Origin of the sequence: Xanthomonas sp. fls2-241-TYG-148, from assembly GCF_030208815.1 — a bacterium.
GTDB lineage: Bacteria > Pseudomonadota > Gammaproteobacteria > Xanthomonadales > Xanthomonadaceae > Xanthomonas > Xanthomonas campestris.
Genome location: NZ_JARVTE010000003.1, coordinates 423,806 through 437,590, shown reverse-complemented (window position 1 = coordinate 437,590; position 13,785 = coordinate 423,806). Strand labels below are relative to the sequence as shown.

The window sequence follows — 13,785 nt, the reverse complement described above, 5'->3', positions numbered from 1 at the left end:
CAGCTGGCCGCGAGCAACAACCGAACGCGGTTCATCCGGGTTGCCAGCGACGCATGCTCCAACGATTCCCGATTCCCGAATCTCAGCGCGTCGCGTTTCCGCTCGCCGCCTTCCCGCGCAGCCCATCGCTGGACTCCGCAGCCGTCGACGGGTTCCACCCCAGCGGCGGCTGCAAGCCGCTGCTGGTCGACGACTCGCGCACCGCCAGCCGAACTGGAATTGTGCGGCTCTGTGCAGCGTCGCCACGAATCAGCGCCACCAGGCTTTCGACCAACAGGGCGCCGGCCTGCTTGGTGTCCTGTTGCACGGTCGACAGCGCTGGCGCCACCGAGGCAGCCAGGGCGATGTCGTCGAAGCCGCTGACGGCCACGTCCTGCGGCACGCGCAGCCCGCGCTCGCGCAGCGCCCGCATCGCGCCGATCGCAATCAAATCGCTGGCCGCGCACACCGCGTCGAACGCCTGCCCGCTGTCGAGTAGCGCCAGGCACGCGGTGTAACCGGACAGCTCGGTGGTGATCGCATCGAACTGCAGCGCGGCATCCGCCGCCACACCCTGCAGCGCCAACGCCGCGACATGTCCGCGATAACGCTCCTCGAACTCCGGGTAATGGTTGGAGGCGTGGCCGAGAAATGCGATCCGCCGGCAGCCCTGCGCGAGCAGGTGCTCGGTGATGTCCAGCCCGCCCTGATAGTTATCGCTGCCAATCGAAATACCCGGTTGGCCCGGCAGCGCCGCGCCCCAGCGTACGAAGTGCGTGCCTTGTTCGACCAGCAGCTGCAGCCTCTGGCGTGATTCCTGATAATCGCCGTAGCCGAGCAGGATGATGCCGTCGGCCTTGTTGCTGTCTTCGTAATCGGCCTGCCAATCCTTGGACAGCTGCTGAAACGACACCAGCAAGTCGTAGCCCTGCAGCGCGCAGGCACGGGTGATCGAGCCCAGCATCGAGTGGAAGAACGGGTTGATCAGCGAGTCATCGGCGGTGGGGTCTTCGAAGAACAGCAGCGCCAGCGTGCCGGCGTTGCGCAGCCGCAGCGAGGAGGCGTTCTTGTCGACCTTGTAGTTCAGCTCGCGGGCAATCCGCAGGATCCGCTGACGGGTGTCCTCGTTCACCATCGGGCTGCCGCGCAGGGCGCGCGAAACGGTCGGTTGCGAGACGCCGGCCAGGTAGGCGATATCCAGCGAGGTGGCTTTACCCTTGATGGTCATGATCGGCAACGGCAGGACAAGTGGCCGGCATCATGCCATGCGCCCGCCGGGCCCGTGCTGCCACGCGCATCGGCCCGCTGATTGGTTTACCATTCGCCTCAGACACCCTTGCGAGAAGGTGGCCCGCGCCCCGCGCCGGCCGAGCGTGCGACATGAGCACTAGCCCTGCCCACCGCTGATCCCGACCGGCGCCAGACCGCAAGGCGCCCGCGCGGCGCTTTTTTTGCGCCTGACTTCTTCGCCTGACCCTTTCGAGCCTGTCCCTGCGTGGACGGATCTCTCACTGCAGCAGCCACCGGCTGCGGCCAGACCAGACCCTATCGTTGCCCATGATCACCATTACGCTTCCCGACGGCAGCCGCCGCGAATTCGATGCTCCCGTGTCCGTCATGCAGGTCGCCCAGTCGATCGGCGCCGGCCTGGCCAAGGCCACCATCGCCGGCCAGGTGGACGGCCAGCTGGTCGACGCCAGCGATCTCATCGAACATGACGCCAGCCTGCGCATCATCACCGCCAAGGACGCCGAAGGCGTGGAGATCATCCGCCACTCCTGCGCCCACCTGGTCGGCCATGCGGTCAAGCAGCTGTACCCGGACGTCAAGATGGTGATCGGCCCGGTGATTGCCGAAGGCTTCTACTACGACATCTACAGCGAGCGCCCGTTCACGCCCGAAGATATGGCGGCGATCGAGCAGCGCATGCAGCAACTGATCGCGCAGGACTACGACGTGATCAAGAAGGTCACCCCGCGCGCCGAGGTGATCGAGGTGTTCGCCCAGCGCGGCGAGGAGTACAAGCTGCGCCTGATCGAGGACATGTCCGACGACATCACCGCGATGGGCCTGTACTACCACCAGGAATACGTGGACATGTGCCGCGGCCCGCACGTGCCCAACACGCGCTTCCTCAAGGCCTTCAAGCTGACCCGCATCTCCGGCGCCTACTGGCGTGGCGATGCCAAGAACGAGCAGTTGCAGCGCATCTACGGCACCGCCTGGGCAGACAAGAAGCAGCTCGACGCCTACATCCTGCGCATGGAAGAAGCCGACAAGCGCGACCACCGCAAGATCGGCAAGGCGCAGGACCTGTTCCACCTGCAGGAAGAGGCCCCGGGCCTGGTGTTCTGGCACCCGAAGGGCTGGTCGCTATGGCAGGTGGTCGAGCAATACATGCGCAAGGTCTACCGCGACAGCGGCTATGGCGAGGTGCGCTGCCCGCAGATCCTGGACGTGTCGCTGTGGCAGAAATCCGGCCACTGGGACAACTACCAGGACGCGATGTTCTTCACCGAATCGGAGAAGCGCACCTACGCAGTCAAGCCGATGAACTGCCCCGGCCACGTGCAGGTGTTCAATCAGGGTCTGCACAGCTACCGCGACCTGCCGATTCGCTACGGCGAGTTCGGCGCCTGCCACCGCAACGAGCCGTCCGGCGCGCTGCACGGCATCCTGCGCGTGCGTGGCTTCACCCAGGACGACGGGCACGTGTTCTGCCTGGAATCGCAGATCGAAGCCGAAGTCACCGCCTTCCATCAGCAGGCCCTGGCGGTCTACACAGCCTTCGGTTTCGACGACATCCAGATCAAGATCGCGCTGCGCCCGGAAAAGCGCCTCGGCGACGATGCGACCTGGGACAAGGCCGAGGCCGCGCTGCGCAGCGCGCTGGGCGTGTGCGGCGTGGAGTGGCAGGAGTTGCCGGGCGAGGGCGCCTTCTACGGCCCCAAGATCGAGTACCACCTCAAGGATGCGATCGGACGTACCTGGCAGCTGGGCACGATGCAGGTCGACTTCATGATGCCCGGCCGTCTCGGCGCCGAGTACGTGGACGAGCACAGCCAGAAGAAGCATCCGGTCATGCTGCACCGGGCGATCGTCGGTTCGATGGAGCGTTTCATCGGCATTTTGATCGAGCACCACGCCGGCGCGTTCCCGGCCTGGCTGGCTCCGGTCCAGGTCGTTGTCGCCAACATCACCGACGCTCAGGCTGAATATGTGGACTCGGTTCGGAAAACCCTTGCAAATCAAGGCTTCCGTGTCAGCGCCGATTTGCGTAACGAGAAGATCGGTTATAAGATTCGCGAGCATACGCTGCAACGCGTGCCATATTTGCTCGTGGTTGGTGACCGCGAGAAGGAAAATGGCGCGGTCGCCGTGCGGACGCGTTCGGGAGAGGACCTCGGAACCATGACGGTTTCGGCCTTCATCGAGCGCCTGCAGGCAGAGCAGGCAGCGTGAGCCAACCCCGGCCGGTCTGGATGATCCGGATGCGCCGGTTCGATTCCCCTGGGAGATTGCAATATCAGTACCCCTGACAACAAACAGAACCGCAAGAACCAAGAAATCCGTGTGCCGCGCGTTCGCGTGATCGGTAGTGACGGTGAGATGGTCGGCGTGTTGTCGCGCGACGAAGCGCTCGCCAAGGCCGAGGAAGAAGGCCTGGATCTGGTCGAAATCCAGCCGCAGGCCGATCCGCCGGTCTGCAAGATCATGGATTTCGGCAAGTTCAAGTTCGAGCAGCAGAAAAAGGCCAACGAGGCCAAGAAGAAGACCAAGCAGGTCGAGATCAAGGAACTCAAGTTCCGTCCGGTCACGGACGAGGGCGACTACCAGATCAAGCTGCGCAACATGCGCCGTTTCCTGGAAGAGGGTGACAAGGTCAAGGTCAACATCCGTTTCCGTGGCCGCGAAATGAGCCACCAGGAACTGGGCCGCGAGATGGCGGCACGGATCGAGGCCGATCTGGGCGAAGACATCGTCATCGAGTCCCGCCCGCGCCTGGAAGGGCGGCAGATGGTCATGATGATCGCGCCCAAGAAGAAGATCTGATCCTGCGCCGCGGCGGGCCCGAGAGGGTCCGCCCAGGCGGCGACAGCGACGATTTGCAAGAATTCCCGGCAACGGGCATACTGCGCGGCCAGGTTTTGCCGGGGAGCTGTGCAAGCGGTACCAGGACCTGTCCTGATCGTGTTCGATCAAGGGCTTACAAGCAGGCAAGGGCAAGGATGGAAAGCGTGGCCACAAGGCTGCCGCCCGTGTCAGTGACAAAACACCATCAAGGACATAGCAATGCCCAAGATCAAGACCAACCGGGCGGCGGCCAAGCGTTTCCGCAAGACCGCCTCCGGCAAGTACAAGTGCGGCCACGCAAACCGTAGCCACATCCTCACGAAGAAAGCGACCAAGCGGAAGCGCAACCTGCGGCAGACGAATCACGTCCGTGCCGAGGACGCTGGCCGTCTTGACCGTATGCTTCCCTACCTCTGAGGACTGACCCATGGCACGAGTAAAGCGTGGCGTACAGGCGCGTCGCCGCCACAAGAAGATTCTGACCCTGGCAAAGGGTTACTACAACGCACGCCGCAAGGTGTTCCGCGTTGCCAAGCAGGCAGTCATCAAGGCGCAGCAGTACGCCTACATCGGCCGCAAGCAGAAGAAGCGTAATTTCCGTTCGCTGTGGATCACCCGCATCAACGCGGCTGCCCGCATCAACGGCTTGAGCTACAGCCGTTTCATGAATGGCATGCTCAAGGCTGGTATCACCCTGGACCGTAAGGTGCTGGCTGATATCGCCGTGCACGACGCCGCCGGCTTTGCCGCGCTGGCCGAGAAAGCAAAGGGCGCGCTGGCAGCGTAAATGCAGGTCCCTCTGCAGGCCTCGCACCTGTGTGCGGACGCTTGAAGAGAGAGTCCACAGCAGCAACCCACACTATGTGGGGTTGTTGAAGAGGGCAGATCACCGCAAGTCATTGCATCGTTGTGTGCAGGGCTTCGGTGAGGGAAACGCAGATATGCAGGGGGAAGGGCGCGAGTCCTTCCCCTTTTGCGTTTCAGGGAGCGGCCACCGCAGCAACGCGCGGTGCGGCTTCCAGGTGTGCAAGGCGGCCCGGTGCAGTCCGGGAGTTCGTTCGGCTGAGCAGGTGAGGCACGAAGGCAATGAGTGAGATTCAATCCCTGACCGCGCAGGCGTTGGCCGATGTTGCTGCCGCGCAGACGCCGGACCAGCTGGAAACGCTGCGCGTCGCGCTGCTGGGCAAGAACGGCAGCATCACCGCCCAGCTCAAGCAGCTCGGCACGTTGCCGGCCGACCAGCGCAAGGCGGCTGGTGAGGCGATCAATCTGGCGCGCGATGCGCTGACCACGGCGCTGGCCGAGCGCAAACAGGTGCTCGAAACCGCTGCGCTAGATGCCCGTCTGGAAGGGGAGCGCATCGATGTGACGCTGCCCGGCCGACGCGGTGAGCGCGGCGGTCTGCATCCGGTGACCCGGACCCTGGAGCGCATCGTCGAGATCTTTGCGCGGCTGGGTTACGAGTTGTCCGACGGCCCGGAGATCGAGGACGACTGGCACAACTTCGAAGCGTTGAACTTCCCGCCGCATCATCCGGCGCGTGCCATGCACGACACGTTCTACTTCGGCGATGGCCGCCTGCTGCGCACGCATACCTCCGGTGTGCAGGTGCGTTACATGGACGCCGCCGTGGCCAGCAAGAGTGGCCCGCCGCTGCGCATGATTGCGGCCGGCAAGGTGTATCGCTCCGATTCGGATCAGACCCACTCGCCGATGTTCCATCAGGTCGAAGGCCTGCTGGTGGACGAGCATTCCAACTTCGCCGATCTCAAGGGCACCTTGTCCGAGTTCGTGCGTGCGTTCTTCGAGCGCGACTTCGAGATGCGTTTCCGCCCCAGCTATTTCCCGTTCGTTGAGCCTGGCGCGGAAGTGGATATCGCCTGGCAGCAGCCCGATGGCAGCACCCGGTGGCTGGAAGTGCTTGGCTGCGGCATGGTGCACCCGAACGTGCTGCGCAGCGTCGGCATCGATCCGGAGCGCTACACCGGCTTCGCCTTCGGCCTGGGCGTCGAGCGCTTTGCGATGCTGCGCTATGGCGTCAACGACCTGCGTGCCTTCTTCGAAAACGACGTGCGGTTTCTCAGGCAGTTTGCTTGAGGGCAGGGAATCGGGAATCGGGAATAGAGAATCGGAGCAGCCAAGCGCGCTCCTGGCTCACCTTCCAGATCCCCGAAGACCTCCCGCTGTTGCGATTCCCGATTCCCTATTCTCTTTTCCCGGCTCCTAATGAAATTCTCAGAAAATTGGCTACGCAGCCACGTTCCGATCCAGGCGAGCCGCGAGGAGCTTGCCGCGACGCTGACGGCCATTGGCCTGGAAGTCGAAGCGGTCACGCCGCTGGGTGATGCGCTGGGCCAGGTGGTGGTGGCGCGGATCATCGCGGCGGTGCGCCATCCGGAGGCCGATCGCCTGCAGGTGTGCAGCGTCGACGCGGGGCAGGGCGAGTTGCTGCAGATCGTCTGCGGTGCGCCCAATGCGCGCGCTGGCCTGGTCGCGCCACTGGCCCTGGTCGGTGCGCAGATCGGCGAGCTGACGATCAAGGCGGCCAAGCTGCGCGGTGTGGCGTCCAATGGCATGTTGTGCTCGGCCAAGGAGCTTGGCCTGGACAGCGATGCCTCGGGCCTGTTCGAACTTCCTGACGATGCGCCGGTGGGCCAGGCCCTGGCCGAGTATCTCGGTTTGCCCGATGCCAGCATCGAAATCAAGCTCACCCCCAACCGCGCCGACTGCTTCAGCGTGCGCGGTATCGCCTTCGACGTGGCGGCTGCCTGCGCCAGCGAAGTCGTCGCCTTTGACGCGGCCGCCGTGTCGCCTGTATCGACGCGCACGCTCGCGGTCGAGCTCAATGCCGGCAGCGAGGCGCCGCGCTATTGCGGGCGTGTGATCGAAGGCATCGATCCTGCGGCGACCACGCCGGTGTGGATGGCCGAGCGTCTGCGTCGCAGTGGCGTGCGCCCGGTGTCGTTGCTGGTGGATATCACCCAGTACGTGATGCTGGAGCTCGGCCAGCCGATGCATGCCTTCGACCTGGATACGCTGCATGGGCCGGTTGGCGTGCGGCGCTCGCGTGCTGGCGAGCAACTGGCATTGCTCGATGGCCGTGAGGTCACGCTGGACGACAGCTTCCTCACCATCACTGACGCAGATCGCCCGGTGGCACTGGCCGGCTTGATGGGCGGGCTGGACACGCGCGTCACCGACACCACGCGCAATGTGTTTCTGGAGTCGGCATATTTCGATCCGGCCGCGATCATGGGCCGCGGCCGCAAGCTTGGTCTGCACACCGATGCCGGTCATCGTTTCGAGCGTGGCGTGGATCCGGCGCTGGCACCGCAGGCGATCGAAGTCGCGACGCGCCTGGTGCTGGAGCTGGCCGGCGGCGTGCCCGGGCCGGTGGTGGACGCCGCGCTACCGCAGCATCTGCCGCAACCGGCGTCGATTCTGTTGCGACGTGCGCGCATCGCTCGCGTGCTCGGTATCCAGATCGACGATGCGGACGTGGTGCGGATCCTGACCGCGTTGGGCATGCAGGTCGAGACGGTTACAGACGGCTGGCAAGTGACGGCGCCGAGCCGCCGCTTCGACATCGCGATCGAAGAGGACCTGATCGAAGAGCTGGCGCGCATCCACGGCTACGACCGTGTGCCGACCACCTTGCCTGGTGGCGCCAGCCGCATCGCCATGCCCAGCGAAACGCAGCTGGACGAGCTCAGCGTGCGCCGCCAGCTGGTGGCGCGCGAGTTGCAGGAAACCATCAACTACGCCTTCGTCGATGCCGCATTGCTGGAGCGCTGGCAACTGACCGATGGCGTGGTGCCGCTGGCCAATCCGCTGAGCGCCGAGCTTGCGGTGATGCGCCCGCGGTTGTTGCCTGGCCTGGTGGCCACCCTGGGGCGTAACGTTGCGCGGCAGGTTGGGCGGGTGCGCTTGTTCGAACTGGGCAAGGTGTTCTTCGCTGCAGGCAATGGCGATGCGCCGGTCGAGTCGCAGCAGGTGGCTGCGGCTGTCTGCGGCGATGCACTGGCGCTGCAATGGGGTGAGCCTGCGCGCAAGGTCGATTTCCACGATCTGAAGGGCGATTTGCTGGCCTTGGCTGCAGCCAGTGGCGCGGTGCTGGAATTCCAGCCGTCCACGCAGCCATTCGGTCACCCGGGCCGGTCCGCCGACATCTATCGCGATGGGGTATGCATTGGCTGGATCGGCCAGGTGCACCCGCGCCTGGCCAAGTCCCTGGACATCGACGTGGACGTCATCGCGTTCGAGCTGCAGCTTGCGCCGCTGGTGAAGCGGGCGCTGCCACGTGCTGGCGAACTGTCGCGTTACCCCTCGGTGCGTCGCGACCTGGCCTTCCTGGTGCCCGATGCGGCGAGCTGGGCGGCGCTATCTGCAAGCGTGCGCACGAGCGTCGGCCCGTTGCTGCGCGAGGTGCAGTTGTTCGACCGGTATGTGGGCCAAGGGGTCGAGCCAGGTTTCAAGAGTCTGGCTATGGGCTTGATTTTGCAGGATAACTCGCGCACTCTCACCGACCGGGACGTGGATGCGGTCGTCGCCGATGTGGTGGCCTTGATCGAGCGCGAACATCGCGCCCGGATCCGGGGTTGAGGCGGTAACAGGGGATTGGCATGGCATTGACGAAAGCGGAGATGGCCGAGCGTCTGTTCGACGAAGTCGGCCTGAACAAGCGCGAGGCGAAGGAATTCGTCGACGCATTTTTCGATGTGCTGCGCGATGCACTGGAGCAGGGCCGTCAGGTGAAGTTGTCGGGCTTCGGCAACTTCGATCTGCGGCGCAAGAACCAACGGCCCGGTCGCAATCCCAAGACCGGTGAGGAAATTCCGATTTCGGCCAGGACGGTGGTGACCTTCCGCCCCGGCCAGAAGCTCAAGGAACGGGTGGAGGCTTATGCTGGATCCGGGCAGTAATCGCGAGCTACCGCCGATTCCGGCCAAGCGCTACTTCACCATCGGTGAGGTAAGCGAGCTATGCGATGTCAAGCCGCACGTGCTGCGCTATTGGGAAACCGAATTTCCGAGCCTGGAGCCAGTCAAGCGGCGCGGCAACCGGCGCTACTACCAGCGGCACGATGTGCTGATGGTGCGGCAAATCCGCGGCCTGCTGTACGAGCAGGGCTACACCATCGGTGGCGCGCGTCTGCGTCTTGAAGGGGATGGCGCCAAGAGCGAGTCAGCGCTGAGCAATCAGATCATCAAGCAGGTGCGCATGGAGCTTGAAGAAGTCCTGCAGCTGCTGCGACGCTAGGAAAGCGCCGCATAAAGCCGCTATAATCGCAGGCCGCCTCAGGGCGGGACGCAACATCTTCGGGGTATAGCGCAGCCTGGTAGCGCACTAGTCTGGGGGACTAGTGGTCGTCGGTTCGAATCCGGCTACCCCGACCAAACAACAGGCCCATGTCGCAAGACGTGGGCCTTTTTGTTGCGTCGCAACATGTCAGTTCGATGGCATTCCAGGCTATGCCACTATGCGCAACGGCATATTGCAAGGCAGCATATGCAAGTCCTGTGCACAATTATTTTGCGGTTCAGGCTGCTACAGGTCGGGATCAGCAGGCGTCCGTAAGTGCCCGGAAACGCTAGAGTTCGTATGCTGAGAATGACGACCCGGGTCACGTTCTCTTAACGTCGAGGCGACGAACTTGAATCAATAGGCCAACGCCGTCAAAAAAATGGCGTGTTGTGCCTTGCGATGTGTTGGTTCTATGCCATAGTGCACTGCAACACGCGATTCAACGTTGGTCTCGGCACGTGTCGGGATGCAACTTCCTGTCGTACGTTCGTGCTGGCGCCTGAGCCGGTTGAATGCTGCGCGAGGTCCTGTCCCACCCAACAGAGGCAGCCAGCTACACGCATGAAGAAACTGATCGGACGACTCTGCCAAGGCCTCAGCCTGGCTCTGCTCTGCTCGATGTCGCTGGGCGCTTGCAGCACCGGCCCGGAGATGGCGTCTTCGCTGCCGCATCCAGACCCGCTGGCAATGTCCACGGTGCAGCCCGAATACCGTCTTGCACCGGGCGATCTGTTGCTGGTGAAGGTGTTTCAGATCGACGATCTGGAGCGGCAGGTCCGCATCGACCAGAACGGTCACATCTCATTGCCGCTGATTGGCGACGTCAAGGCCGCCGGTCTGGGCGTTGGCGAACTGGAAAAGCTGGTCGCCGATCGGTATCGCGCAGGCTACCTGCAGCAGCCGCAGATTTCGGTATTCGTGCAGGAGTCCAACGGGCGCCGCGTCACGGTGACTGGTGCGGTAGACGAGCCGGGCATCTACCCGGTGATCGGCGCCAACCTCACCTTGCAGCAGGCGATCGCGCAGGCCAAGGGTGTCAGCACGGTGGCAAGCCGCGGCAACGTGATCGTGTTCCGCATGGTCAATGGGCAAAAAATGATTGCGCGGTTCGACCTGACCGAGATCGAGAAGGGGGCCAATCCGGATCCTGAGATCTATGGCGGCGACATTGTCGTGGTGTATCGCTCGGATGCGCGCGTGTGGTTGCGCACCATGTTGGAACTGACCCCCTTGGTGATGGTGTGGCGCGCTTACCGATGAGTATGAATTCCGACAATCGTTCCTCTTCGTCGCAGCGTCATGGTCATCTGGAACTGGCAGATGTCGGCTTGATGGACTACTGGCGCGCCCTGGTCTCGCAGCTCTGGCTGATCATCCTGATCGCCGTCGGCGCGCTGCTGCTGGCATTCGGCATCACGATGTTGATGCCCGAGAAGTACCGCGCCACCAGCACGCTGCAGATCGAGCGTGACTCGCTCAACGTGGTGAACGTCGACAACCTGATGCCGGTGGAATCGCCGCAGGATCGCGATTTCTACCAGACCCAGTACCAGTTGCTGCAGAGCCGTTCGCTGGCGCGTGCGGTGATCCGGGAAGCCAAGCTCGATCAGGAGCCGGCGTTCAAGGAACGGGTGGACGAGGCGCTGGCCAAGGCCGCCGAAAAGAATCCCGAGGCGGGTAAGTCGCTCGATTCGCGGCAGGCGATCGTCGAGCGCAGCCTCACCGATACGTTGCTCGCCGGGCTGGTGGTCGAGCCGATCCTCAACTCGCGCCTGGTGTACGTCAATTACGATTCGCCAGACCCGGTGCTGGCTGCCAAGATCGCCAACACGTACCCGAAGGTGTTCATCGTCAGCACCCAGGAACGCCGCATGAAGGCGTCCTCGTTTGCGACGCAGTTTCTGGCTGAGCGCCTGAAGCAGTTGCGCGAGAAGGTAGAAGACTCTGAAAAGGATCTGGTCTCGTATTCGACCGAAGAGCAGATCGTGTCGGTTGGCGACGACAAGCCCTCGCTGCCTGCGCAGAACCTGACCGATCTCAATGCGTTGCTGGCATCCGCACAGGACGCCCGGATCAAGGCCGAGTCCGCTTGGCGGCAGGCTTCCAGTGGCGATGGCATGTCCTTGCCGCAGGTGTTGAGCAGCCCGCTGATTCAGAGCCTGCGCAGCGAGCAGGTGCGTCTGACCAGCGAGTACCAGCAGAAACTGTCGACCTTCAAGCCGGATTACCCGGAGATGCAGCGCCTCAAGGCGCAGATCGAAGAGTCGCGCCGTCAGATCAATGGCGAAGTCATCAATATCCGTCAGTCGCTGAAGGCGACCTACGACGCCTCCGTGCATCAGGAGCAGCTACTCAACGATCGCATCGCCGGTCTGCGGACCAATGAGCTGGATCTGCAGAGCCGCAGCATCCGCTACAACATGCTCAAGCGCGACGTCGACACCAACCGCCAGCTCTACGATGCGCTCCTGCAGCGCTACAAGGAAATCGGCGTGGCGAGCAACGTGGGCGCCAACAACGTGACCATCGTCGATACCGCAGACGTGCCTACGTCTAAGACTTCGCCGAAACTCAAATTGAACCTCGCGTTGGGCCTGATCTTTGGCGTATTCCTGGGTGTGGCTGTGGCTCTGGTTCGCTACTTCCTGCGTGGTCCTGCTCCGGAGTCGCGGTTGAACTGACATCGTGATGTTGCAAAACGATGGTTAATTGAAGTGACAACTGATTCAGCGTGGAAAAGGTGGGATCCCGTAAGGTGCGGGCTCCCTCGTTTGAAGGTTTGTCTCTGTTGAAACAAAGGGCTGTCGTGCGATCTGGGGTCGGTAGGTATTACCGCGGTGATCGGACGACAGGATGATTGAAAGCTCGCGTGCGATTCGTATGTTCCCCCGCATGCGCCGTATCGAGTTTGGAGGACATCCCCATGCTTTTGGCAGACTTGAGTAGCGCGACTTACACGACATCCTCGCCGCGATTGTTGTCCAAATATTCGGCAGCCGCCGACCTGGTCCTGCGCGTGTTCGACCTGACCATGGTCGTTGCGTCCGGACTGATCGCATACCGCATCGTTTTCGGTACCTGGGTACCCGCAGCGCCCTATCGGGTCGCGATTGCGACAACGTTGTTGTACTCGGTCATCTGCTTTGCGTTATTCCCGCTGTATCGCAGCTGGCGCGGCCGTGGATTGCTGAGTGAGCTGATGGTGCTGGGCGGTGCGTTCGGCGGCGTGTTCGCGCTGTTCGCGGTGCATGCATTGATCGTGCAGGTGGGTGAGCAGGTGTCGCGTGGCTGGATTGGCCTGTGGTTTGTCGGCGGCCTGGTGTCGCTGGTGGCCGCACGCACCTTGCTGCGTGGCTTCCTCAACCACTTGCGCACGCAGGGCGTGGATGTCCAGCGCGTGGTGGTGGTCGGCCTGCGTCATCCAGTGATGAAGATCAGTCATTACCTGAGCCGTAACCCGTGGGTCGGCATGAACCTCGTGGGTTACTTCCGCACGCCGTATGACCTGGCAGTGACCGAGCAGCGCCAGGGCCTGCCGTGCCTGGGTGATCCTGATGAGCTGATCGAGTACCTGAAGAACAACCAGGTGGAGCAGGTGTGGATCTCGTTGCCGCTTGGCGAGCGCGACCACATCAAGCAGCTGCTGCAGCGTCTGGATCGCTACCCGATCAACGTGAAGCTGGTGCCCGATCTGTTCGACTTCGGCCTGTTGAACCAGTCCGCCGAGCAGATCGGCAGCGTGCCGGTGATCAACCTGCGTCAGGGTGGCGTGGATCGTGACAACTACTTCGTGGTCGCCAAGGCGCTGCAGGACAAGATCCTGGCGGTGATTGCGCTGATGGGCCTGTGGCCGCTGATGCTGGCCATTGCGGTAGGCGTGAAGATGAGCTCGCCCGGCCCGGTGTTCTTTCGTCAGCGCCGCCACGGCCTGGGTGGCCGCGAGTTCTACATGTTCAAGTTCCGCTCGATGCGGGTGCATGACGATCATGGCACCACGATCCAGCAGGCGACCAAGAACGACACGCGGATCACGCGCTTTGGCAGCTTCCTGCGTCGCAGCAGCCTGGACGAGCTGCCGCAGATCTTCAATGTCTTGGGCGGCAGCATGTCGATCGTGGGCCCGCGCCCGCACGCCGCGCAGCACAACACGCACTATGAAAAGCTGATCAACCATTACATGCAGCGTCACTACGTCAAGCCGGGGATCACCGGTTGGGCGCAGGTCAATGGTTTCCGCGGTGAGACCCCGGAGCTGCGGACGATGAAGAAGCGCATCCAGTACGACCTTGACTACATCCGTCGCTGGTCGCTGTGGCTGGATATCCGCATCATCGTGCTGACGGCGGTGCGCGTGCTCGGACAGAAGACCGCGTACTGATGACGGTGGGGAGTGTGCGACCTGGCGCACCTTGCGCCGCGGGCGGCTGC

General features: G+C 63.1%; 12 protein-coding genes and 1 tRNA gene. 12 read left to right on the top strand and 1 reads right to left on the bottom strand.

Annotation, left to right across the window (positions count from 1 at the left end; translation table 11 throughout):
- Positions 1–82: 82 nt before the first annotated feature.
- On the bottom strand, positions 83–1,207 hold the full coding sequence (locus QRM60_RS07160; protein ID WP_014508157.1) for a LacI family DNA-binding transcriptional regulator: 1,125 nt from the start codon (positions 1,205–1,207) through the stop codon (positions 83–85).
- Between the two features lie 329 nt (positions 1,208–1,536).
- Between QRM60_RS07160 and thrS the strand changes: the two genes are divergently transcribed.
- From thrS to QRM60_RS07100, 12 genes are all read left to right on the top strand, one after another.
- On the top strand, positions 1,537–3,441 hold the full coding sequence (gene thrS / locus QRM60_RS07155; protein ID WP_016944299.1) for a threonine--tRNA ligase: 1,905 nt from the start codon (positions 1,537–1,539) through the stop codon (positions 3,439–3,441).
- A gap of 63 nt (positions 3,442–3,504) precedes the next feature.
- Positions 3,505–4,032, top strand: a complete 528-nt coding sequence (infC, locus tag QRM60_RS07150) for a translation initiation factor IF-3 (protein ID WP_074052463.1) — start codon at positions 3,505–3,507, stop codon at positions 4,030–4,032.
- A 240-nt stretch (positions 4,033–4,272) separates the two neighbouring features.
- Positions 4,273–4,470 carry a 50S ribosomal protein L35 gene (rpmI, locus tag QRM60_RS07145; RefSeq protein ID WP_002811096.1) on the top strand — a complete coding sequence of 66 codons (198 nt, stop codon included), beginning with the start codon at positions 4,273–4,275 and terminating at the stop codon, positions 4,468–4,470.
- 10 nt (positions 4,471–4,480) lie between these two features.
- Positions 4,481–4,840 (top strand): 50S ribosomal protein L20, encoded by a 360-nt coding sequence (rplT, locus tag QRM60_RS07140; protein WP_011037598.1) that lies wholly within the window; start codon positions 4,481–4,483, stop codon positions 4,838–4,840.
- Between the two features lie 299 nt (positions 4,841–5,139).
- Positions 5,140–6,150 (top strand): phenylalanine--tRNA ligase subunit alpha, encoded by a 1,011-nt coding sequence (gene pheS / locus QRM60_RS07135; protein WP_042598467.1) that lies wholly within the window; start codon positions 5,140–5,142, stop codon positions 6,148–6,150.
- Positions 6,151–6,279: 129 nt separating this feature from the next.
- Positions 6,280–8,655 carry a phenylalanine--tRNA ligase subunit beta gene (gene pheT, locus QRM60_RS07130; protein WP_285445869.1) on the top strand — a complete coding sequence of 792 codons (2,376 nt, stop codon included), beginning with the start codon at positions 6,280–6,282 and terminating at the stop codon, positions 8,653–8,655.
- A gap of 20 nt (positions 8,656–8,675) precedes the next feature.
- On the top strand, positions 8,676–8,975 hold the full coding sequence (locus QRM60_RS07125; protein WP_002811076.1) for an integration host factor subunit alpha: 300 nt from the start codon (positions 8,676–8,678) through the stop codon (positions 8,973–8,975).
- Positions 8,956–9,312, top strand: a complete 357-nt coding sequence (locus QRM60_RS07120; RefSeq protein ID WP_005995911.1) for a MerR family transcriptional regulator — start codon at positions 8,956–8,958, stop codon at positions 9,310–9,312. Before QRM60_RS07125 ends, QRM60_RS07120 begins: the two co-directional genes overlap by 20 nt.
- Before the next feature lie 60 nt (positions 9,313–9,372).
- Positions 9,373–9,449: transfer RNA gene (locus tag QRM60_RS07115), tRNA-Pro, on the top strand.
- A gap of 469 nt (positions 9,450–9,918) precedes the next feature.
- On the top strand, positions 9,919–10,617 hold the full coding sequence (locus QRM60_RS07110; protein ID WP_029216900.1) for a polysaccharide biosynthesis/export family protein: 699 nt from the start codon (positions 9,919–9,921) through the stop codon (positions 10,615–10,617).
- On the top strand, positions 10,599–12,038 hold the full coding sequence (locus tag QRM60_RS07105) for a GumC family protein (protein WP_285445868.1): 1,440 nt from the start codon (positions 10,599–10,601) through the stop codon (positions 12,036–12,038). The genes QRM60_RS07110 and QRM60_RS07105 overlap by 19 nt, the downstream gene beginning before the upstream one ends.
- Positions 12,039–12,280: 242 nt before the next feature.
- On the top strand, positions 12,281–13,735 hold the full coding sequence (locus QRM60_RS07100) for an undecaprenyl-phosphate glucose phosphotransferase (protein WP_040941103.1): 1,455 nt from the start codon (positions 12,281–12,283) through the stop codon (positions 13,733–13,735).
- Positions 13,736–13,785: the final 50 nt, after the last annotated feature.

Bases quoted from the DNA above. Each gene is read 5' to 3' on its own strand.
- QRM60_RS07160 (WP_014508157.1), bottom strand. From the start codon at position 1,207: ATGACCATCAAGGGTAAAGCCACCTCGCTGGATATCGCCTACCTGGCC.
- thrS (WP_016944299.1), top strand. From the start codon at position 1,537: ATGATCACCATTACGCTTCCCGACGGCAGCCGCCGCGAATTCGATGCT.
- rpmI (WP_002811096.1), top strand. From the start codon at position 4,273: ATGCCCAAGATCAAGACCAACCGGGCGGCGGCCAAGCGTTTCCGCAAG.
- rplT (WP_011037598.1), top strand. From the start codon at position 4,481: ATGGCACGAGTAAAGCGTGGCGTACAGGCGCGTCGCCGCCACAAGAAG.
- pheS (WP_042598467.1), top strand. From the start codon at position 5,140: ATGAGTGAGATTCAATCCCTGACCGCGCAGGCGTTGGCCGATGTTGCT.
- pheT (WP_285445869.1), top strand. From the start codon at position 6,280: ATGAAATTCTCAGAAAATTGGCTACGCAGCCACGTTCCGATCCAGGCG.
- QRM60_RS07125 (WP_002811076.1), top strand. From the start codon at position 8,676: ATGGCATTGACGAAAGCGGAGATGGCCGAGCGTCTGTTCGACGAAGTC.
- QRM60_RS07120 (WP_005995911.1), top strand. From the start codon at position 8,956: ATGCTGGATCCGGGCAGTAATCGCGAGCTACCGCCGATTCCGGCCAAG.
- QRM60_RS07110 (WP_029216900.1), top strand. From the start codon at position 9,919: ATGAAGAAACTGATCGGACGACTCTGCCAAGGCCTCAGCCTGGCTCTG.
- QRM60_RS07100 (WP_040941103.1), top strand. From the start codon at position 12,281: ATGCTTTTGGCAGACTTGAGTAGCGCGACTTACACGACATCCTCGCCG.